Source organism: Brumimicrobium sp., assembly GCF_048268645.1.
In the GTDB taxonomy this organism is placed as follows: Bacteria; Bacteroidota; Bacteroidia; order Flavobacteriales_D; family Crocinitomicaceae; genus Brumimicrobium; species Brumimicrobium ulvae.
On the sequence record NZ_JBLWVE010000021.1, the window covers coordinates 1 to 21,514 of the forward strand.

The following is a 21,514-nucleotide window of genomic DNA, read 5'->3' on the forward strand; positions in this document are numbered from 1 at the left end:
ACACGCCAACACCGTGTATAATTAATTGCTTTGGTCGTTGCTTATTTGGAAAATTCCTTCGGAATTTTCTCGCGTTCGTTTTTGTTTACTAAATTAGTTGCTTAAACACGCAACTAACCATACACAAAACCGTTATAAGCAACGCTACCCATTGTGTTACTTTGGCTACAAATCGAATTACTATGTCAATGAAAAGTGAAAGATGATAAAGAGGTTATTGTATATCTTTTTTCTTGCCCTTACTCAAAATGTAATGGGACAACCCGCTGTGATAAAATTGGCTAAACTAGACAGCACTATAAATGCTACTTATTTAGCAAAAATCTTTCCTTTAGATGACTTCTGCATTTTCCCGGATTCCGAGGAGGATTTTGTCAGATCATTCATTCAGATGCACAGTCAAAACTTCACGTTCTATTCAATAAATACAGAGGATACTATTGCAATTTTCAGTGGTAAATTATGCGGAGGTCATGAATCTGGAATAATAACAGAGTACAAATTTGTGGATGGTGAACCTCAGAAAGTGTTCACAAGACCCGGTAAAGTCACAAGGGTTGAGGATGATGAAATATCGACTTACACGTATCCTTGCTGCGCTGAAATCATCAATATAATTACTCGTTTCAATATCGTTTCTGGTAAACAAACCGGACAACCATTCGTTTTCTATAATCGAGATGACTGGTCTGTAATAAATGATTCTGCTTCAAGTGATTCTCTAATGAGGTTTAGCGCTAAAGAAGATTGCAGCGTTCATTATTCTAGTTCAGAAAGTGAGACACCAATGATTCCGATGTGCAATGATAATTACAGCAACATTATTGGAAAAATATCGAAAGGGCAAGAAGGTAATGTAATTAGCCAAAGTAAAAATGGATGGGTATTGGTTCGTTTAGATTTAATGGAAACAACAAGTGGTTATTGTTTCAATGAGTATTACAAGAAATTAATTCAAACCGATAACTATATTTTGGTGGGTTGGATAAAAACTGATTACATCAAAATCCATTAAACTAAACAGCTTATAACACCACCTATAAAAGATAGGGCTATAAACCAAATACAAGAAAAAGCCCTACCTTTCATAGCTGGAAAACGTTGCCAGTAATTTGAGAAAAACTCGATAAAATCATAAACGAAGGGAAATGAAAAAAGAACTGATAGAAATAAAAAATATGCAGGATTTTAAAATCTACTTAAATTATCCTCGTATTCCTGAAGGTCAAAATGGTTCAGGACTTTTTGAAAAAATGTCTTTTAATACTTGCGATAAAAACCCTGAAAGTATGATTTCGTGGTTTAAAAATGATAATATCTTATATCAAATAAGAGTTTCTAAAGAGTGTTTGAAACACATCGAAAAACCAAGGTATGGAATTGGTGGTTTACCAATGATGTGTGAAGATTTGAGTTTTAAAAAAATTACAGATTCTGGAATTACAAAAAATGAGGAATCGACAATTACGATTGAAATTTTAATGCCAAATGAACTATCAGAAAAAGAGAGAAGTACAGAATCGTTTATTAAAGAAGACGACATTTATGACAACTTTTTTGAAGATGAATTTGAACCAGTTAGAGTAAATAAATACCTAAAGGAAAACAATATTAGCCTAAAAACATTAAATGCTCTTTGCGACTATCTGCATCAAAATAAATTTAGCCTAAATTCAAAATTGAATGAAGAAGACTTGAGCCTTATTGATAAAAATATTTCAACTACAGGTTTTAACAATTGGTTACATACAAAATTGACTTACGAAAAAGCCAAAATTGATAATGCAAAAAACATTATTAAAAACTTATCATATGGTTCGAAAATAGGCAACACCATTGTTGGAATTGAAGAGAGTGAAAGTAAAAACAAACGAATACTGAATGCTTTACAATTTTTGATTGATGTTGAGTATTATAACGAAGAAAAAAAAGCTATCATTCAGAGTATAATTAATTCAGATAAAGTATTAAAAACAAAAATAAATCAACTAAAAAATCATTTTCACGAGAAATCAGTTAAAAATTCGCAATCGGAAAATAGAGCTGAACACGACCCTTATGAGAATTTTCATTGGGGAGGATTAAGCGGAGAAGAAGCTCACACAGCCTATTGGAATTGTGACTAACTTTAAATATCGAATAATAAAAGGAGAAAAAACTACTGGCAACACCGTATATAATTTATTGCTAGTTCTAGCCTACTTACGAAAATCCGCGAGGATTTTCTATTCGGTTTTTATTTGCTAAATTACGTGCTAAACCACGCAACAAACCATATACAAACACGTTATGCTTCATATGAAACAAACACTAACCATATTAACACTTTTTCTGCACTTTGTAGGGCTGAGTCAGGATTGGCTAACCGATAAGGAAGAACTTAAAGGAAATGTAAAATCGGTTCAATATCATTCTACGACATATATTTCTGAAGATGAAGAAGATTGGTGGATTGAGGATTGCGAATATCGCTATAACGAACAAGGCTTTCTGATAGAATCAAGTTTGAGTAGAAAAATATATGATGATTATCAAAACGGCATTTATCGAATCTTTGACGAAACTGGAACATATTGTTTAGTTGAATACGAAATTCGGGATAGCGACACAGCTTCGGCAACTAAATTCAAATATGATTCGCTTAATAGGGTTATCGAAGAATTTTATTACCGTAATGATTTCAGCAATACCTTTTATAAGGTATATGATCATAACGGTTATCTGTCAAAAGAATATGCTCTTATACGTGGCAGGGATACTAGTAGCAATATATATCAATATGATGATTTGGGCAGAAAAATCAAGGATATTGACACATCATATAGCTGTGTAATCGTTAAAACCTGGAAATATGATGTATACAGCAATATAATTCAGGAAAAGTCAGACCTGAAGAAAGCTCCAAAGACAACAATATTCACTATTAATGAGGACGGTACACGAGAAAAAAAAGTGCTTGACAATAATCCTGACGATGACCGAAACTATCAGATCGACTATAGCTACAATGACCTAAATCAAATTGTACACGAAATAAGAAAGTATTTAGACGGTCGAGTTCAATATGATGTCACGTATGAATACAATCAAAATGGTGACATAATAGTTAAAAGCTATTTGGATTTGGAAAATAACGATAATGGAAGAGTGGAAATGGTTATTGAATATGAATACGACTCCAAAGGGAATTGGATATCTAGAACATCCTATTATGAAGATACTTTAGATCAGGAGGAAACACGTAAAATTGAATACTATTAAAAGAAGCATAACATGCGGTAAAAAAAATGGCGCACAATTACACTCGAGAGAGGCGCCACTTTTCCTACCGCAGAACCGTTATAAACCATCGAACATACAACCCATTGTTTAAAATAATCTCAAAATATATTTTTTACGCTCTTTTGTTGGTTTCGTTTTTGATAGTTCAGGCTGATTTAAAAGAAACCCCTCAATACATTGCGTTAGTAATCTTCTTTATCACGTTTGCACTGAAATTATTAAATCAGAATACGCTCTTTAAAATAGCTTACTTTATTTTCATGTTGATTCTTTTCCACGCTTTTGCTTTTCACATAGTTCGAATGATTTATCCTAGTAAGAGTTTAACTGAATCTCATGTTGGCATGGACATTTCAGGTGTATACGTAGCTATTTTAAGTTCTATCATTGCTGTTATATTAACAGTAATCAACTTCAATAACAACAAAAATAGCTCGTTGAGGATAGAGAGTCACTTGGTGTTAGCAACGTTTGTTAGTTCGAGCGTTATATTTATTTATTTTGAATTATTGTAAAACTTTTGAATACAAACTAGAGTCGTGAAATATCTATTAATCATAATCCTGCTTCCTTTCATTGGTAGATCTCAAAACTTGCGAGATCTTGTATTTAAAAGTGACTGTATAACCATGCATATTCGGTTGGATAGCACTAATTATGAATTATACACTGACGGAGACGGAGGAAAAAACGGACCAATAATTGAAACAGGTCACATTGAATGGGAAAGAGGAACCTTTACAAAAGTTGGCGACACACTAATATTGACCTCAAGCGAACCGAAAATGTTCAATTCTATGAGAAGCCTTAAATTATTATCCATTGATCATAAAGAACCTGGAAGTCATTATTTTATTGAAGAAGAAAAACCTGAAAGATACTGGAAGGTGGTTTGGGTTTCCAATAAAGGATTTCATCAAAAGATATTTCAAGGCGGTATTTGTAAGTAGTAAAACTGTATTACTAAAATGCACTATACGATAAACTGAATACTTCAAAAGAATTAGAGAAAATACTTCTTCACTTCTTATTTTAGACAAATAGTTATATTTTAAACGCAAAACACTATAGATTTTCACAAAATCCCTTAAGTTATATGAAATATCCAGCTATTATTTTAATGTTGCTTTTTCTTTCATCATGTAAATTAGTTGTCCATCGTGTTATTTATAACTCAAGGATTTTCCCTAATTATGCTTCTGATAAAAAAATCGATAAATTTTATGACAAGCATGCAGTTACAAAAACAAATTATATTACTCTTTCTGAACCCAACTTTGTAAAAAAAATTAAGGAACCAGGCTGGGCATTTGAAAGTTGGAATCTATACAATACTGATGGATTTAAAGTACGCAGAAAAGGCGACAGTTTAAGTTGTATAGTCTCTGATCACAATTTTTTAAAAGAATTTGATTTAAACACAATGGGATTTATAGATTCTACAAACCATTTATCTAATGACACTATTGCTTATTCAAAAATATTTGGTGATGACATAAATTTATTAACCTCTGAAAAAGCGTATAATGATTTTGATTTCACCTTAATTTTATACTGGTCAAGTTGGAGAGGTCGATACAGTAGTCAAATTCTGAAACTAGAAGAAATCTTTGTTTTAAACCATCCTGAGCTAAAAATACAGGTTATAAAAATCAATATGGACTTTAGAAAAGAGATGAAAGAAACTATTGACAAGATGCAGCTTACCGCTAATGAGTATAAATATAAAAAAGCCCATATCAACAAATAAGCCCCAAAAACCTATTTTGAGTATTCCCCTCCTTTGATGAACAACTATAATAAGCAAAAGAAACAATGTGTACTAATGATTTTCTCAATCCTTGTTGTTCTACAGTTTGTCATTCTTTCTTTCTTTTGGGCAAGTGATTATCTCATCGTGAAACCGTTTCTAGCATTTATTATTTACAACTTACCTTTTTTTAATCTCACTCTATTATTATTTACATTGGCATTTCATTCTGCAAAAAAGTATAGTAAGAAACGATCAGGCAGGTTTATACCATTTTTATTACTCTCACTAGCTACACTCTCCCTTATACCACTTGCAATCAAAACAATACTACTATCTTCAACCCCAATAATTAAAGAATATACTTATAAAAATAGAGAGAACATTTTTCTATATATCAACCAAATAGACAATCCATGGAGCGAGGAAAAACAAGATAATTTCACCCTTTATTTCTCAAAAAGTAATTCAAAATACATACGTAAGCCAATATTGATAAACAATGATTTTAAAAATGAAATACTAAATCAACACTTTAATCAACCTACTGAAATTAAAATTAATGGATCCATTTATTTTCCTGAACAAGACAAGTAAAAGCCCTATAATCAAAGCCTTAACACTACTCAAGCAGACGCAGGTGTATAGACATCACTTTAAACAGTATAATTATACAAACGGGCAATATCCTTAAAAAATAATTTTGCAGATCAAATCAATAATTGAATTCGAAAAAAAAATAGTATTATTGTAATTATGCACAACAACTTAGACCGACAAGAAGCCATTCGAATTGCAAAAGAAAAAATGCAAAAGAAAAAAGAAAAAGAAGCACGCGAAGAAAAAGAGTTTTATGAGCGTATTACTTCAGGAACACCGTGGCTAATCTTTAAATTTGTTGTCGCATTCTGCACCCTTGTATTATTGATTTCAACGATTGAGGTTTTTGTTGATGGTCCAACCAAGAAACTTGATGAAGAAGCGTGGAGTATAGATAAAAACTGGGAATACAGAAGGCATACAGTCCTCAATGTGGAAGGATACATGTTTGCACCTCAAAATGGCGATTGGTTTGAACGTATTGAAAACAGCCTTAACATTACTTATTCCCCAATTCTAAAAGTTGGTAAAAAACTGAGCTACGATGTCCAAGAAAACAAAACCACAATCAGAAGACATGTAGAAACCAGAGCAAGGTCAATATTTACCTGGTTTCCGGAATTTCAACTCTTACTGCTCATCCCACTTTTGACCTTTATTTTTAGACAACAAAGCGCTTGGTTCAACTTTGCACGTATCACCTCATTAATTGTGGTCTTTCCCGGAACCCTGATGGTGATCTATTTCGCCATATTCTAACCCGTCCAAAGAAAAATTAATTCATGACAGAAATGAAAGCAGAAAGGAAAGTGCTATTGAATTCCCCCATTTTATACCTAAAGCACATTTTCAAATCATTTTTTATCAAAACATCAACGGTTATGCCGATTTCTTCGTTAGTTGATTAGTTGGTCTGTTGGCCAATTGATTTTATTCATCAATAACCTACTGTATGAAAATCAAATTCTTCTTTGTTTGCGCATTGTCAACACCTCTTGTTTTTGGTCAGTTAGACTCTACACACCTCAACCACAACAATGTTTCAGCATTTATCTCTGATGCAGGTTGCTACTTCTACGACTTCGACAATCATAAAAAAGGTTATGAAGTGCCTAAACACTCTGGTGTACATGCCCTAGAAAGTATGCAGTTTTGGTTTGCTGTAAAGGATGCCAATGGACAAATCCGCATGAGTCAAGGTGGAGTTCCAGGTCAAGGAAGTGATGTGTTTAACGGACCGATTTCAGACTCCCTTAGTTATGCTTCATCGCAATATTCTGAACTTTGGGGAAAATCGATTTGGTCTATTTGTCAATCTACTATTGATCAGTACACTTTAAATTATAATTGTAACCAAAACCCTAATTGTACCGATGATTTCCCATTAACAACTCTAGAAAATGAACAAATAATGAATTGGCCAGCTCATGGTGACCCATCCCTTGGTCAGTCTTTTTATTTAGCTCCCTTTTTTGACCAAGCGATCAACAATGGATCTGGCGATGGCTTCTACGACCCAAGCCAGGGCGATGTTCCTTCTATAAAAGGTTGTTGCGCTACCTACCTCATTCAAAATGACGAGGCCCAAATACATACGCTTACGAATACACAAGCCATTGGCATTGAATTTCACCTTATGTTTTATCAATACCGTTCTTGGAATCATCTAAACAATGTAACCTTTATAGACATTAAAGCAATTAATTACAGCGGACAAGATTACCCTGAATTTGTGCATAGTGTCGCTATCGAAGCTGCATTGGGAAATGAAACAGATGACTTTATGGGCAGTGATTCTACTTCCAATACCTTGTATTTTTATAATGCCGATAACGATGATGAATACGGTCCAACATCTTTGGGCTATGGATTAAATCCTCCTACTATTGGAGTTGTTGCCCTGCAACAAAACATATCTTCTTCGGTTCCCTATACTGGAAATGAATCTGTAAATGAAAAGTGGAACTTGATGCAAGGACTTCAAACCAATGGCAATTCTTGGCTACATCCCAATGGATATGAAACAAAGTTTGTTTACTCAGGCAATCCCAACAATTCTTCAGAATGGAGTGAATTAGGCGAGGGAAACACACCTGGAAATGCAAAAGGATTACTCTCAATGGACCTTGGGGTGTTTAAGGATGGTGATACTTTAAATCAATCTTATGCAATCGTTTATGCAAGAGAAGGAAATCATCTTGAAAATGTTCAAGCGCTAATTGATAATGCAATCGATCTAAAGTCTTTTTATACCAACGAATCTGACTTGCCGTGTACAGAAGGTACGTGGAACACCAAAGAATACAACAACTTCAACATTAGCATTTTTCCAAATCCTTCGTCAGGTGTGTTTTACATCACCAATCCACAAGAACAAAAACTGACCATCTCTGCGTTTGACTTACAAGGGAAATTGATTTTAAAACAATCAACCGATCATCAAAACGAAATTAAAGTTAACTTGAGCAATAAACCTCCTGGAATGTATTTGTTAAACCTAAAACAACAAGACAAAACAGTCATCAAAAAAGTCCTAGTACATTAATAATGAATAAATAACATTTCTATTCATTTCTTTCCCTCGTGAATTATGTTTATTTTTAAACGACATTAAGGTTCGGAAAAGTACTGAACGCAAAATTCATTTCATTTATTTGTCCATTAACACACTTATGCCATGAAAACTTTAATCTTACTATTTCTTACTCTATTCATCATAACATCTTGTTCAACTGGCAGAATTGTGAATGGATATAAATCGAAGAGTAAAATCGAAAAAGGAGAAACAACAAGGCATGTTTCTAAACATAAAATTCAGAAATCTAAACAGGAATCATGCACCACAATTGCAAGCAATGTCATTCCAAAAGATAAGGATTTAAAGCCCGCTGATAACTCAACAAACATTAATCGCCAATACACTGATTCACAGAATGATCGTGAAATAAGGGCGACTATAAATTCTAAGACAATTGATTCAGATGCTGAGTATGGAGATTCACCAATTTCTCAAGGTTTTGTACAAAACGAGCATGAAATTTCAACTTCTACACCAGATGAAGAACCAACCACAGAAGTGGTAGAAGAAGACACAAGACGCTTAGATCCGCTTTCGATAACTAGTTTTGGACTAGCAGTGTTGGGAATTCCCACCATTGTGATCAGTTTTATTCTGATTGACTTTAGTTTTATGTTTCCTGTGATATTAGGCTTGGCTGCCCTCATGCTTATCGCTGCTTTTGTCTTAGGATTAATCGCAATCATTAGAAAAAAGAGGAACCGAAAAAAATATAAAGGAGTTGCATTTGCCATCATTGGAATGGCCATTGCAAGCGTGGGGATAGGATTCCTCTTGCTCATACTGCTCTTTATGTTTACTTATTAATGAAGGTCAATAATTTAGATGAACGTCTCTCTTTTTCAAGGCCACTCAAGTCAGTATAAGTTCGATTCAAATGAACAATTAATAAAAGAAAACTGTTTATAAAGAAGGACTTACCGACGCACCTGGTGAAATTATTTACACACACCTAAAAAACTGAATTTTATGAAGAAGAATATAAGCGCTTTGATCTTGACATTAACCTCCTTTGTTTTTATTCTCTGCAGCTGTTCTCATAGCAATGCGCAAAATGAAAAACCTGAAAACCCTTATTATTCTAAAACAGATACAACCGTTCTGAAGTTAGACAATAAAGAATGGAAAAAGGTTTTGTCACCCGAATTGTATGAAGTAGCTAGAAAAGGAGCAACTGAAACTGCTTTCACAGGAGAATACAATATGCATGATGCAAAAGGAGCCTATTCTTGCGCGGCATGTGGAAACGCACTTTTTCTTTCGGATGCTAAATTTGCCTCGACTTGTGGGTGGCCATCTTTTTACGAACCCATCTACTCCAATAGCGTAAAGTACAAAGAAGACACTTCTTATGGCATGGTTCGGACAGAAGTTGTTTGTGGTCGTTGTGATGCGCACCTAGGACATATTTTTAATGACGGACCAAAGCCCACAGGAAAACGTTTTTGTATGAATTCCATATCTCTAGACTTCGATCCTCATTAGAAAAATAAATTTTTCCAATAAAAACATCTATACCTTTCAAAATAATCCCATAACTTTATTTAGTTTTATTCTGAATTAAAACACAATTATAGATGTTTGACTTTTTACTGAGCGCTGATGCCTTAATGGCTTTGTTAACCTTAACATTCTTAGAAATTATTTTGGGAATAGACAACATTCTATTCATCTCAATTAGCGCGGGCAAGCTTCCTGAAAACCAACGCAGAAAAGCCACCAATTTAGGATTGATTTTGGCATTGGTTCAACGGGTTGTGCTCTTGTTTTTTGTTGCTTACCTCACAAAACTAAAAACACCTTTCTGGGTGGTTGAAACCTCATGGATTTCCTTCTCATTAAACGTTCAAAGCATTATCCTTTTCGCCGGTGGACTCTTTTTATTGTATAAAAGTACCACCGAAATCATGGAGAAGTTAGAATCGGACCCTGAGCATCAACTGAGAAAAGAAAAACCTAAATCTTTTAAGGATGTAATTTTACAAATTCTTGTTATTGACTTGGTTTTTTCAATCGACTCCATTCTCACTGCAGTTGGAATGACCAACGGTTTGCACAGCAACGCCAATTACACTTTGGTGCTGATGATTATCGCTGTATTGATTTCAATTATCGTGATGGTTGCCTTTGCCAATAAAATCAGAGAAGTCATTGAAAAGCATCCAAGTATGCAGATTTTAGGGCTGGCCTTTTTAATCTTGATTGCTTTTTTATTGATTACTGAAGCGGCTCATGTTTCTGAAGCAATTGTCTTTAACAATGAAGTCGGTGTGATTCCAAAAGGTTACCTCTATTTTGCCATTGCTTTTTCTCTTGGTGTTGAAATATTAAACATTCGCATGAAAAAGAAGAAGCAAGCAAAAGAGGGAGAAAATTAAACCTTTTACGGATTGTATATTCTCACCACATCACCGCCATTGTATTCCACGATGTAGGAACGTAGTCCCCATTTGGTATTTCCACCGATAATGGAACCATCATACAATGAAAATTGTGCATCAGAGCAGGGATCGTTGAGAATTAAAAAATTGTCTGCATCAGTTTCTAACCCTGTAGCACAATCTAGACTTCCTTCTGCAGGTGAATGACGGTCGAAAGCAACAAAATTCTGTTGACTCTGTCTGTATACCACAACTCCTTTAGAGCCAATTCCAGAAACATAAGCCCATCCTCCAACTCCTTGCAAGTTAACATAAGAAGGAAGTGTCAGATTTATATTTGCATTAAAAGAATAGTAAGGAACAGGGTGTTGCTTATTCTTGTTACATGCAAAAAAGCTAAATGCTATTGCCAAAAAGATTATTTTACGTAAGTTCATTGTTAACATAAAAGTTGAATACGAATTTATGATAAAAAGAACGAATTTCATAGTACTTATAGTATATCTCTTCTCTGTTATTTTATTTACTTCTTGCGGAAGTTCAAAACCAGGACAAACATACGCCACAGTTGAAGCCGCAGAAGAAGCCCGCGCCAAGGACAAAAAAATAGCAGCAAAGGCGGCAAAAAAAGCAAAGAAGGAGCGTGAAAAAGCCTATTGGGATAAACAATCTAAACAGGCCAAAAAAAGAATCAAAAAAACGAAAAGAGAACAAAAAAGGCGGGCTCGAAAAAAGAAAAGTAGTCTTTTCTAAAGTTTCATCTTGATAAATTCTTCTTCCGTTTTAAAACGCCATTTCGGATGGTCTTTATGTAATCTGGACAAATAAACTTGTTCTACCTGACCAGGCGTAGGAATTAAAATACTTTCATTTCCTGTTTCAATCAAGTCCATTAAGGTAGAATACCCTGATCGACTTACTACCACTTTACTTTCATTCAACAATCGAAAAAATTCACTGTGGCATGGTGAAACAATCAACTTCACCTTGGTCTCGTTTTGGTGTTGTTCATACAGCTCTGTTGGAACGATAATCGCAGAGTTTTTATGCGCATTGGGTAATTTTCTAATCAACATCCTTAAAAGTTGCTCATTATAAGGCGGAGGTCCACTTACAATACCTAAATAATCATATTGCTGCCTCGAATCTACATCACTTTTCTTGCATGAAAACCGAGAAACCGTACCTATAAACTTCTTGCATTTATGCTTTCCCTTGGATAAACTCCCTGAATACTTTTGTTGTGCATTATCTGGAATCCAAATTTCATCAAAGGTAGAAAGTAACTTTTTATTCCACAATTTGGCTACAAAATTCCAAACTGGAACAGGAAGATTCAATTGATGAGAAATAATTATGCTTTTAACCCTCTTGGAGTAAAACCCAAATCGTTGATCAGAAATAATAAGGTCAGGATTAAACTTTTCTACCCACTCTTCTACACTTCTTTTTTCTTCCACCAAATAATGATTCAGTGTGCTTAGGTTGCCGAGCAAATCAAAAGTCCATTGGCCTTTCCCCTTAAATCTAAAAGGATAGCCTTCATGCGGAACATACCAAAGTTCAGGAAAATAAGTGCGATAATAGTTTTCTTGACTTTCATCACAGCAGATGATGACTTCGTTTTGTTGTTCTAAAAGTGTTTGAATGATAGGAATTGTTCGACATACATGTCCTAGGCCCCAATTTAAAGGACTCAATAAAATTCGTAAAGATTTTATGGATTTTAATGGCGTTTCATGCACGTCAACTAGAAGATTTCTATTTTTGTAGGACCAAGTTAATAAATAATGGCTAAAAACAAGCTTTTTAAATTCAACGAGATCAAGAAAATGGATCACGTATTAGAACCGTCTGTTGAAAAGACGCTCAACAAGGAAATTGATTATAAAGGAAACTGGAATAAACGTTTCTTCAAAAATGAACAACCCATTGTTTTAGAATTGGGCTGTGGAAAGGGAGAATACGCTGTAGGATTAGCAAAAAAGTATCCGAATCAAAATTTTGTCGCTGTAGACATTAAAGGAAATCGAATTTATATCGGTGCGAAGGAAGCGGAAGAAGCGGGCTTAAAAAACTTATTCTTTTTGCGTGCGAAAGTAGATTTTATCGATTACTATTTTGAAGAAAATGAAGTCGACGAAATCTGGTTGACTTTTTCAGATCCTCAACCCAACAAACCCAACAAAAGGTTAACTTCAAAAACTTTCATTGACCGTTACCGAAAAATTCTAAAACCTGGGGGAATTGTACATTTGAAAACAGACAGTGATTTACTTTTCGAATCGACAGAAGAACAAATTGAGGAACATGGTTACCACTGCTTATTTTCCACTTGGGATTTATACGGTGATCTTCATCAACTTCCAGAAGAAAGTCAAGAAATTCTGAAAATTAAAACGCATTATGAAGAACTTTTCACCAAGAAAGGGGCGCAAATAAAATACTGTAAGTTCACCATTCACTAATGAAGAATTTTGAAACCGTAAGCGAGCAAACCAAAGACTTTTTTCAGAGGGTTTTTGAAATCACCCGATTGATTCCCGAAGGAAGGGTCACTTCTTATGGGGCCATTGCCAAAGCATTAGGCGCAGCAAAATCTAGTCGTATGGTGGGTTGGGCAATGAATGCCTCACATAGGGAAAAAAACATCCCCGCCCACCGTGTGGTCAACCGAAACGGTGTGCTTACAGGAAAAATGCACTTTAACCCACCAGAAGCAATGCAAGAGCGCTTGGAAAAAGAAGGCATACAAGTCATTGATGACAAGATTGTGAACTTTAAAGCACACTTTTGGGATCCTCAAATAGAACTTGGTCAGTAAACCAATCGTATTTTGAAAAACATCCTTATTTTTGAACTATGGTATTTGTAACTGGAGGCACAGGTTTATTGGGAAGTCATTTATTGATTGAGTTGACTCAACAGCACGATAATATTACAGCAATTTATCGTAATAAATCAAAAATTGACACCGTTAGAAAGTGTTTTGATTTTTACCTTTCTGAAAAAGCAGAACTTCATTTCAATAAAATCAATTGGATAGAATGTGACATTCTCAACATTCCCCGACTGGAAGAAATGATGATTGGCCATACAATCATATACCATTGCGCTGCGATTGTTTCTTTTGCAAGGCGCGACTTTCAACACATGATGGAAATTAACCGATACGGAACTGCCAACATGGTGAATATCGCTTTGGACATCGGAGTAGAAAAATTTTGCTTTGTTAGCTCCACAGCTGCTGTTGGAACAAAGGATATTCCAGACGAAGTTGAAGTAGATGAAAATGGTAAGTGGATCCTCACCGAAGAAACAAGTGGATATTCGGTTACAAAGTACAGTGCAGAAAAGGAGGTTTGGAGAGGTATGAATGAAGGACTAAATGTTGTTATTGTGAACCCTTCGATCATCTTTGGCGCAGGAGATTGGGAAGAAAGTTCAATGAAGATATTTAAAACAGTTTCCAAAGGACTCAAGTTTTATTCTCCTGGTGCAAATGCGTTTGTAGATGCAAGAGATGTTTCCCGAATCATGGTGGAATTAATGAACCGCAACCTGTTCAATGAGCGCTTTTTATGCATTGGTGAAAATGCTAAGTTTAAACGTGTATTCGACTTGGTAGCGAATGCTCTAGGACAAAAACCACCCAATAAAAAAGTACACCCTCTGTTGATGGGCATCACTTGGAGGCTTTCTGTTTTTTGGGCAGGAATCACCTTTTCAAAACCTTTGATTACGAAGTCTGCTGCAAATAATGCCTTCAGCACTACAAAATATAGCAATGCTAAAATCAAAGAGGCCATAGCTTATGAATTCTACACTTTAGAAGAAACAGTAGAAAATGCCGTAAAAGGCCGATTAAAATAAAATCACATTCCAAAATATTTTCTTCCTGTTGCTTAGTTAAATTTGTATATTGTTGTATTACAAAACGATGAATATACTGGCCAACATAAAAGCAAAAAAATTAATTCTCCCCTTTATGCTATTGATTTTAGCATGGGTTTTTTATGCATTTCCCATGGTCAGTGAAATCGCTGCTGGGATTGCTATTCTTCTCTTTGGAATCATCATGCTTGAAGATGGATTTAACGCCTTTGTTCAAGGTCCGATGGAAAGAATGCTCAAAACCATGACCAAAAGTGTAAGTCGTAGTTTCGGGTTTGGATTTCTAAGTACGGCCATTCTACAATCTAGTGCATTGATCAGTGTTGTGGCCATCTCTTTTTTAAGTGCAGGTTTAATTTCATTAAAGTCGGGAATTGCCATTGCTTTCGGAACTAATCTAGGAACAACCTCCACTGCTTGGCTGGTATCTACTTTAGGATTTAAGGTGGATATCGCTTCCTTCGCCTTCCCTATGTTGGCCTTCGGAATTCTATTCGTTTTACAGAAAAAAACAGCCATTAAAGGATTTGGTTTTGCCTTAGCAGGTTTAGGTTTTTTCTTCTTAGGGATTGAGTTTATGCAAAATGGATTTGAAACCTATAAAGATGATTTTGACTTTACCAGCATCGCTCAAGAAGGATATAAAGGAGTGTTCTTATTTGCCCTCATGGGAATTGTTTTAACCATTGTTTTGCAGTCAGGAAGTGCTGTTATTGTTTTGGTCTTGACCATGCTTGAAGCCTCACAACTGGGCTATTTCAATGCTTTGGCCTTGGTTGTCGGAGCAAATATTGGAAACGTGGCAACAATGATTATCGGAGCAATCAGCGCAAGTACCAATGGGAAACGCCTAGCAGGGGCACAAGTAATTTTCAAACTCTCCGCAGGTTTGGTATGTTTAATTCTTATTTTTCAACTTGCCGATTTCGTCGATTTTATAGCAAAAATATTTGGTGTTAATGAACAAAACTTCTCTATAAAACTTTCTATTTTTCATACACTTTTCAATCTCATTGGGTGCATTTTAATGATTCCATTTATCAAGTCTATGATTAAGTTTTTAATTAAAATATTACCCGAGAAGAGTCAGAACAAAGCAGAGTTTGAAAGGGCGAGATATTTGAACAAAAGTATTCTAAAATATCCCCAATCAACAATTCGTGCGCTTTTAGATGAGAGCAAATATCTTTTTGAGAAAACGACCTTTTCAATTGTTGCCAAAGGATTAAATCTAGATCCCAAAGCCATACGCAGCGACGTTCCTATTCTCAAGATCATCGAAGACAAGGACATCAGTTACGACATTGACGTTGAGGAGATGTATTATACCAAAGTGAAAATTATTTATGGTAAAATTATTAAGTACGCCACTTTATCGGAAAGTGAATTCACATTATCTCCTCCTTTATTTTCAGCATTTTCAAGGGTAAAAGACGCCAGTAGGAATCAAGTGGTGATCATTAAAAACACGAGGGGCTTACATAAAAACGTAAAAAAATACTTGCATTCTGACAATGAATATATTCAAGAAGAGTATGAAAAACTGAGGAGCTTCGTAGCCAAAACTTTAAGGGAAATATACAACCTGAAAAGGAATCCTGAATCGAGTTCGACACTAGATAGCCTGGAAGACCTCAAAAAAATAGCTTCTACGCGTGACCTGTTATTGAGCGGAAGATTTGAATACCTCATCCGCGAACGTAAAATCTCCAGTAATATGGCTTCTTCTTTAGCCAATGACAGCACCAATGTTAATGGTATTGTCTTAAAAATGATAGAATCTGCTGAGTTACTTTACATCGAAAGCGACTATTTACTACAATTGGTAGAAGATCTTTAAGCTATTTCACCTTTTGTAACTCCATGGTCTTGGTGTACAGTAAATAACCTTCATTTTCTTCAAACCCCATGTCAAACAACTGCTTACAATAGTTGTGTACTTGTGCTTTATGACTGCTCAATGCTTCCCCAGTTTTGAAATCAACGACAACAGCCTTATTGCCCGAAAGGTAAAGTTTATCTGGTCGTTTCACTTCTTTTTCACTGATTAAAATATCCTGCTCGTTGAGTACTTTTTCTGCATCTCGAACAAAAGTTTGCTCTTCCAAAAGCGCATATATTTTACTTGAAGTCTGTTTGATTTGATCTACCCACCTCGACTCTATTTCGCCTGTAAAACGCAAATCTTCTATTATCTCCTCAGCAGAACGTCCATTTGACATCTCGGAAAGCACCAAGTGGAGTGCGTTTCCATATTGTTGTTCCTCATTGAACACTTCATTTTCTAGTGCTTCTTCATCTTGTAAAGACAATTCAGGGAACCATAAAAAATCACTTAAATCTTTTGGGGTGAAATTTTCACCTGTACTTTCTTCGCTTCCTTTACGGTCGACCTTGGTTTCTTCTCCTATTTTGATGAATTCTTTTGATCTTTCGGTAATCAAATCGTCATTCCATAATTCAACTGACTTCGCAACAGGTTGATTAATTTGAGTGAAAAATCCATCTTTAGCAGAAGGTTGCTGTGTTTCTGAAAGAATATATAATCGATCACTAGGACGCGTAAATGCAACGTAAAGAATATTCAATTCATCCAACAACAATTGATTATATTCTATTGTGTAGGCTTCCAACATATAATTGGGAACATTTTCTTTGCTTAAAGTAGAATACAGCACTTCTCCTTCATTGGTTTCCACAAAATGAGTTCCCCAATGGGTTTTAATTTCCCAACTCAAACTGGGCATAATCACAACGGGGAATTCTAAACCTTTTGACTTATGAATGGTCATGATTTTAATGGCTTCTTTGTTTTCTGGCATTTGAATCGTGCTCTTATGCAATTTAGCGTTCCATTCTTCAATAAATCCACGAATATCTGGTCCGTATTTTAAATCATAATTCTGGAACAGTTCCAAAAGGTGATGCAGGTATGGATTTTTTAATTCGCTTAAGCCAACTAAGGCAATAAACCTTTCACCTAAATCATATAAATTCTCATACGGAAACATCAAAGCATCCATGCTACCAAACTCTTGCTTTACAAAACTCTCAAAGTCAAAATCACCCACTTTTTCATTCATCCAGAAGGGAATAAGCGCAACAATAGGATCTGTATTTTGTAAGCGATAATAGGTGGTCGCAAACTTAATTTGAGTTGTTTTATTGGCACTGTTTCTTCTTAAATTAAGGTAGTCAACACACAATCCAATTGAAGCATCAGAAGAAATAATCAAACTGTCTGAACTTACAATTTTATATCCTTTTCCTGCTTCAAGTAAAGCTTTTGCGAACCTTCTTCCTTCTTTTTTCCCCCTTGTCAGTACACAAATATCTCCTAGGTCAAAACCATCATCTACACAACGTTGAACCTTTTCCAAAAGAAAAGCATGCTCTCTTTCTTTGAGTTCTTCGGCTTTCATTTTCCCCAATAATTCAATAGATACAAATCCTCCATCATCTCCTCGGGGAGTTTGACGAACATCTTCATAATACGCTTCAAAATGGTCAGGCAATTCACCCAATAATCGATTAAAAAAAGCATTATTGAATTCAACGATGTTTTTACGTGATCTATAGTTTTCTTCTAAGGGAATTTTCCTCCCCATTTGTTTAAAGTAAGCTGAAATTTGAGTAAAATTGGCATCGCCTTCAGGGTTATAAATCTCTGGTAACTTTACAAATTGCTCCACTAAGCCATTCCTAAATCGGTAAATGGCTTGTTTAGGATCTCCTACAATTAGGTTTTCGTGATTGTTAGAAATAGACTCATGAACCAAGGGAATTAAATTGACCCATTGTAATCTACTGGTGTCTTGGAACTCATCCAGCAAATAATGATTGTATCGGTTCCCTAACCTTTCATAGATATACGGTGCGTTTTCTTTTTTTAATAGCTCAGCAATCTTTTGTCCGAATTCAAATATTCCAATAATGTTTTTCTTCTCCTTAAAAAGGGTTAGTTCCTTTGAAATGTATTTCAATAAAGCCAAATTATAAAAGTTCGACTTTATCTTGGTGAGCGTATATAGTTTTTCAGCCAAATCACTCTCCAAAACAAAAAGTGCTTTCACTTTATCCATTAATTGAGGGTCCACATTGTGATTGTCGCTGACATTTTCTCCCGACAAGGTTTTTGCAATGGTTTTTGAAGGTGGTTTTACTTCATACAAAGAACGAGAAGGCAGCTCTTTCAACAAAGGAAAAATTCCTCTTGATTTTCCTGGGTAATCTTCAATGCTTGAGTTTAAGTCCACAAAATAACTGTATACTTTACTACACTCCGCTTGGTGCTTTTCATTTAAAGCTTTGATGTCTGAAAGAACATTGGCATAAGTGACTTCATTGAATTCTTTTTCCAAAAGCGACTGAATGTATTCTTGATCGGTTTCCTTAGTCAACACTTTACTGAACTCAATCAAACTACTCCTGAAATTCCATTTGTCGCCTTCATCTGCATTACTTTTAGCATAATTCAAGGCCAATTTAGTGATGTTTTCTTCTCCTGTTTTGCCAATCTTTGACATCAATTCGTCGATGACTTGTTCGAGCAAGACATCCTGATCTAAAGTTACCTCAAAGTCTTCTTGTAAATCTAAATCTCGACTAAATGTCCGGATTAAGCGAAGGCTAAATTTGTCTATGGTCAAGACGTTAAAATCTTCGTAATTATGCAAAATTTCAGACAATGTTCTTTTGGCCTTTTCCTGAATAACTTTGGCCGTTAATCCAGTGGTTTTTTGTGTTTCTTTCAAAAGCAATCCCGCTTTCTTTTTTTCCTTTTCTGCAGCCCTGTTTGGATACGCCAACCAGTCCAATGCTTGAATCACACGTTCTTTCATTTCCCATGCTGCTTTATTGGTAAAAGTCATGGCCAAAATCTTCGCGAAGTTTTTTGAAGCTACGCCTTCCCCAAGTGTGAGTTTTAAATAATTTTGGACCAGAGAAAATGTTTTACCACTTCCAGCGGATGCACTGTAAATAGTTAGGGGCTTTGTGATTTCTTTTTGCATATTTTGAATATAAGAAGAACCAACTAATTTAAGATTAAATTCGTCTTGTTTCTGAAAGAATTGAAAAAATCTCTTGGTGACTTTTGTCACTTTCACATTCTGCATAAAGATTTTCCTTTGATTTATAATCAAAAAAATACTATATTGATACTGTAAAATAAACACTATGAAAAAGTTAACTTTATTTTTTGTGCTAATGGTTTTTGGATCTCTTTATTCCTGTAAAGAAAAACCTAAAGATGACGCCAATTCTCCTACGACCTCACAGCTAAAAGCACGTGTTAACATTGTTCCGACTTACCAAGGGACTCCAATTGATTTTAGTCAAAGTTTCACAACTCAAGAAGGCTACGCCATATCGTTTACCAAGTTAAATATCATTATGACGAAGTTCAAAAACAATGATCAGCAGCTTTTTGAGTCAGCAATCTATAAATATGAAGATGATGAAAGACTACTTTGGGAAGGACCAGGAGATTATAGCAATTTTAGTTCTTTCACTGCAAACATTGGAGTTGATTCAACACAAAACTACGAAGACCCTTCTGCTCGAGACGCAGACGACCCGTTGTTTATATTGAACTCTGGTGACATGCATTGGGGGTGGAATACCGGTTATATTTTTGTAATGCTTGAAGGTAAGGCAGATACAACAGCAGCACAGGATGGTAGCTTGGCAAGTTTTTCTTATCATATCGGAACCAATCAAATGTTGCGTAACTTCACTTTAACAGACATCACTTGGTCAAAGGTGAATAACCATCTTTATGAAAGTAACATCTATTTGGATTTATATAAAGTCTTTGATGGCGACATCCATGATATTGACATTAAAACAGACAGGACATCACATACAAATCCTGACCAAATTCAGTTAACTGAAAAAATAATTGATAATTTTATAAACGCCTTAAGTAAAGACTAAATGAAATACTTTTCTATCCTTATACTCCTTTTTGCGCTTGTTTCCTGCAATAAGAATGAAATAGATTTATCTATTACTCCTTATATTTTAGAAGTTCCAAGCCATTTCCCAGCAATGCCCGTCCCTGAAGACAATCCCATGAGTGTTGAGGGTGTTGAACTGGGTAGGAGGTTATTTTATGATAAACGACTCAGTCGAGACAACACCATATCATGTGCTTCTTGTCATTCACAAGAACATGCATTTGCTGATCCCGATCAATTTTCAACGGGTGTTGATGGTAATTTAGGTGTTCGACAATCAATGGCTTTGGTCAACCTTGGTTGGCAAAGTGCTTTTTTTTGGGATGGGAGAGCCAACACATTAGAGGAACAAATTCTTCATCCAGTGGTTGACCCTTTAGAAATGGACCAAAGCTGGAGTGCAGCAGTACAGAAACTTCAAGCAGTTGAGCAGTATAGCATTGATTTCTATCGTGTTTTCGGCGTAAAAGATTTTGACTCAACGCATGTTTCAAAAGCTATCGCTCAATTTTTGCGCACATTGGTTTCTGGTCAGGCGAAATATGATGTCATGTATAAATACAGAAACAACTTACCACTGAATGCTTTTGAACAAGAATTGTATACTCAAATTACATTTGAAGAATGGGGAGGAATGGATTTATTTTTTAGTTTAACCAATGGTGATTGTTTGCACTGTCACGATGGGCCATTAATAGAAATTCCAGGTTTATTTTCCAATAATGGGATGGACACACAATTTTCAGATGTCGGTAGAATGGCTGTAACAGGAAATCCAAATGACGAAGGAAAGTTTAAAGTCCCAACCCTAAGAAACATTGAATACAGCGCACCATACATGCACGACGGGCGATTCTCAAATCTAGATGAAGTCTTGAATCACTATTCTTTTGGAGTGGTAGAAAGTCCAACGATTGACCCGATGATGGAGTTCTCTCATCAAGGAGGAGTACAACTGGACATGCAAGAGCATCAACTCATTAAAGCCTTCTTAAAAACCTTTACAGATGAACAGTTTTTAAACAATCCTGACTTTAAAGACCCAGGATCTTATTAAATGATAAACAGC

The 21,514-nt window shown here is 35.3% G+C and carries 20 protein-coding genes; 17 read left to right on the forward strand and 3 right to left on the reverse strand.

Annotated elements, in window-relative coordinates; translation table 11 throughout:
- The first annotated feature begins 202 nt into the window (after positions 1–202).
- The 10 genes from ACN0U3_RS13215 (at position 203) to ACN0U3_RS13260 (ending at position 10,588) form a co-directional block, all read left to right on the forward strand.
- The gene (locus ACN0U3_RS13215; RefSeq protein WP_417266588.1) at positions 203–1,015 is read left to right on the forward strand and encodes an SH3 domain-containing protein; all 813 of its coding nucleotides are present in this window, start codon (positions 203–205) and stop codon (positions 1,013–1,015) included.
- A 133-nt stretch (positions 1,016–1,148) separates the two neighbouring features.
- Positions 1,149–2,126, forward strand: coding sequence for a hypothetical protein (locus tag ACN0U3_RS13220; RefSeq protein ID WP_417266589.1), 978 nt, complete (start codon positions 1,149–1,151; stop codon positions 2,124–2,126).
- Positions 2,127–2,298: 172 nt separating this feature from the next.
- Complete coding sequence (locus tag ACN0U3_RS13225; RefSeq protein ID WP_417266590.1) at positions 2,299–3,261, forward strand: hypothetical protein; 963 nt, start codon at positions 2,299–2,301, stop codon at positions 3,259–3,261.
- A gap of 650 nt (positions 3,262–3,911) precedes the next feature.
- Positions 3,912–4,232: a hypothetical protein gene (locus ACN0U3_RS13230; protein WP_417266591.1), complete on the forward strand. Its 321-nt coding sequence runs from the start codon at positions 3,912–3,914 to the stop codon at positions 4,230–4,232.
- A gap of 146 nt (positions 4,233–4,378) precedes the next feature.
- The gene (locus ACN0U3_RS13235) at positions 4,379–5,032 is read left to right on the forward strand and encodes a hypothetical protein (RefSeq protein ID WP_299206480.1); all 654 of its coding nucleotides are present in this window, start codon (positions 4,379–4,381) and stop codon (positions 5,030–5,032) included.
- Between the two features lie 756 nt (positions 5,033–5,788).
- Positions 5,789–6,391 carry a hypothetical protein gene (locus ACN0U3_RS13240; protein WP_417266592.1) on the forward strand — a complete coding sequence of 201 codons (603 nt, stop codon included), beginning with the start codon at positions 5,789–5,791 and terminating at the stop codon, positions 6,389–6,391.
- A 193-nt stretch (positions 6,392–6,584) separates the two neighbouring features.
- Complete coding sequence (locus ACN0U3_RS13245) at positions 6,585–8,177, forward strand: T9SS type A sorting domain-containing protein (protein ID WP_417266593.1); 1,593 nt, start codon at positions 6,585–6,587, stop codon at positions 8,175–8,177.
- Between the two features lie 132 nt (positions 8,178–8,309).
- Positions 8,310–9,017: a hypothetical protein gene (locus ACN0U3_RS13250; protein ID WP_417266594.1), complete on the forward strand. Its 708-nt coding sequence runs from the start codon at positions 8,310–8,312 to the stop codon at positions 9,015–9,017.
- A 162-nt stretch (positions 9,018–9,179) separates the two neighbouring features.
- The gene (gene msrB, locus ACN0U3_RS13255) at positions 9,180–9,695 is read left to right on the forward strand and encodes a peptide-methionine (R)-S-oxide reductase MsrB (RefSeq protein WP_417266595.1); all 516 of its coding nucleotides are present in this window, start codon (positions 9,180–9,182) and stop codon (positions 9,693–9,695) included.
- 92 nt (positions 9,696–9,787) lie between these two features.
- Entirely contained in the window at positions 9,788–10,588 is an 801-nt protein-coding gene (locus ACN0U3_RS13260) for a TerC family protein (protein WP_417266596.1), read from the forward strand.
- A gap of 5 nt (positions 10,589–10,593) precedes the next feature.
- On the opposite strand, the gene ACN0U3_RS13265 is transcribed toward ACN0U3_RS13260, so the two are convergent.
- Positions 10,594–11,004, reverse strand: a complete 411-nt coding sequence (locus ACN0U3_RS13265) for a nitrite reductase (NAD(P)H) small subunit (RefSeq protein ID WP_417266597.1) — start codon at positions 11,002–11,004, stop codon at positions 10,594–10,596.
- A 52-nt stretch (positions 11,005–11,056) separates the two neighbouring features.
- On the opposite strand from ACN0U3_RS13265, the gene ACN0U3_RS13270 reads away from it, so the two are divergent.
- The gene (locus tag ACN0U3_RS13270) at positions 11,057–11,344 is read left to right on the forward strand and encodes a hypothetical protein (RefSeq protein ID WP_417266598.1); all 288 of its coding nucleotides are present in this window, start codon (positions 11,057–11,059) and stop codon (positions 11,342–11,344) included.
- Here ACN0U3_RS13270 and ACN0U3_RS13275 read toward each other — a convergent pair.
- A complete protein-coding gene (locus ACN0U3_RS13275; protein WP_417266599.1) occupies positions 11,341–12,291 on the reverse strand; it encodes a glycosyltransferase in 951 nt (316 codons plus the stop codon). The two genes, ACN0U3_RS13270 and ACN0U3_RS13275, sit on opposite strands and share 4 nt — an antisense overlap.
- 90 nt (positions 12,292–12,381) lie before the next feature.
- On the opposite strand from ACN0U3_RS13275, the gene trmB reads away from it, so the two are divergent.
- The 4 genes from trmB (at position 12,382) to ACN0U3_RS13295 (ending at position 16,325) form a co-directional block, all read left to right on the forward strand.
- Entirely contained in the window at positions 12,382–13,059 is a 678-nt protein-coding gene (gene trmB, locus ACN0U3_RS13280) for a tRNA (guanosine(46)-N7)-methyltransferase TrmB (RefSeq protein WP_417266600.1), read from the forward strand.
- Positions 13,059–13,415 carry an MGMT family protein gene (locus ACN0U3_RS13285; RefSeq protein WP_299206505.1) on the forward strand — a complete coding sequence of 119 codons (357 nt, stop codon included), beginning with the start codon at positions 13,059–13,061 and terminating at the stop codon, positions 13,413–13,415. The genes trmB and ACN0U3_RS13285 overlap by 1 nt, the downstream gene beginning before the upstream one ends.
- Positions 13,416–13,453: 38 nt before the next feature.
- A complete protein-coding gene (locus tag ACN0U3_RS13290; protein ID WP_417266601.1) occupies positions 13,454–14,464 on the forward strand; it encodes an NAD-dependent epimerase/dehydratase family protein in 1,011 nt (336 codons plus the stop codon).
- A 67-nt stretch (positions 14,465–14,531) separates the two neighbouring features.
- Entirely contained in the window at positions 14,532–16,325 is a 1,794-nt protein-coding gene (locus ACN0U3_RS13295) for a Na/Pi cotransporter family protein (RefSeq protein ID WP_417266602.1), read from the forward strand.
- Between the two features lies 1 nt (position 16,326).
- On the opposite strand, the gene ACN0U3_RS13300 is transcribed toward ACN0U3_RS13295, so the two are convergent.
- Entirely contained in the window at positions 16,327–19,497 is a 3,171-nt protein-coding gene (locus ACN0U3_RS13300; protein ID WP_417266603.1) for a UvrD-helicase domain-containing protein, read from the reverse strand.
- Positions 19,498–19,663: 166 nt separating this feature from the next.
- On the opposite strand from ACN0U3_RS13300, the gene ACN0U3_RS13305 reads away from it, so the two are divergent.
- Together ACN0U3_RS13305 and ACN0U3_RS13310 are read left to right on the forward strand one after the other, a co-directional pair.
- The gene (locus ACN0U3_RS13305) at positions 19,664–20,422 is read left to right on the forward strand and encodes an MbnP family protein (RefSeq protein WP_417266604.1); all 759 of its coding nucleotides are present in this window, start codon (positions 19,664–19,666) and stop codon (positions 20,420–20,422) included.
- Positions 20,423–21,502 carry a cytochrome-c peroxidase gene (locus ACN0U3_RS13310; RefSeq protein ID WP_417266605.1) on the forward strand — a complete coding sequence of 360 codons (1,080 nt, stop codon included), beginning with the start codon at positions 20,423–20,425 and terminating at the stop codon, positions 21,500–21,502.
- Positions 21,503–21,514: the final 12 nt, after the last annotated feature.